General features: G+C 50.4%; 2 protein-coding genes. Both read left to right on the top strand.

Going from position 1 to position 707, the window contains the following annotated elements; all coding sequences use genetic code 11:
- Positions 1-287 (top strand): helix-turn-helix transcriptional regulator (locus tag LD28_RS22030; RefSeq protein WP_479321484.1); only part of this gene is annotated, 287 nt, incomplete at its 5' end.
- A 4-nt stretch (positions 288-291) separates the two neighbouring features.
- On the top strand, positions 292-707 hold a 416-nt coding region (locus LD28_RS0100040; protein WP_033134994.1), incomplete at its 3' end, for an AAA family ATPase.

Genomic DNA, 707 nt, shown 5'->3' with positions numbered 1-707 from the left:
CTCAAGTTGTATTGCTTGGCACTATCAAGCCTTCACTAGTTGCTGGAGGCAAACACATGCAAACAATGGCATTCAAGACTCTGATTAATAGAAAAGCACTTTTGGACATGATCCCACTTTCTGCGCGAACAATTTACAACATGGAACTGCGGGGAGAATTCCCGCGTCGTATTGCGCTGACAAGCAGAAATGTTGCTTGGGATCTATCGGAAGTCGAAAAATGGATTGAAGAGCGAAAATCTTCAGGATTCCATGCTTCACGCCCCGGCCAGACGATTGGGGGTTAATAGCATGGCCCTCGATCTCATGGCCGCTTTTACTGAGTTGCCGCCGCCTATTGATTACGTCCTACCGAATATGGTTGCGGGAACTGTAGGCGCAATTGTTTCACCTGGTGGGGCGGGTAAGTCCATGTTGGCCTTACAGCTTGCGACACAGATTGCTGGAGGCCCAGATCTACTGAAGATCGGTGAATTCCTCACAGGGGCTGTGGCTTACCTGCCAGCTGAAGATCCGACAGCCACAATTCATCATCGGTTACATGTATTGGGTGCACATCTCACGCTTACAGAACAGCAGGCGGTAGCTGATGGATTACTGATTGAACCGCTAATCGGTCGGTGTCCTGACATTATGTCTTCGGCGTGGTTCGACGGACTCAGACAGGTTGCTGATGGCCGACGCCTGCTGATTCTGGATACTCTGCG

The sequence above is a fragment of the Aeromonas finlandensis genome, from assembly GCF_000764645.1.
Lineage (GTDB): Bacteria > Pseudomonadota > Gammaproteobacteria > Enterobacterales > Aeromonadaceae > Aeromonas > Aeromonas finlandensis.
The sequence above is the reverse complement of the archived record's forward strand: the minus strand, read 5'-3'. Positions and strand labels throughout refer to the sequence as shown.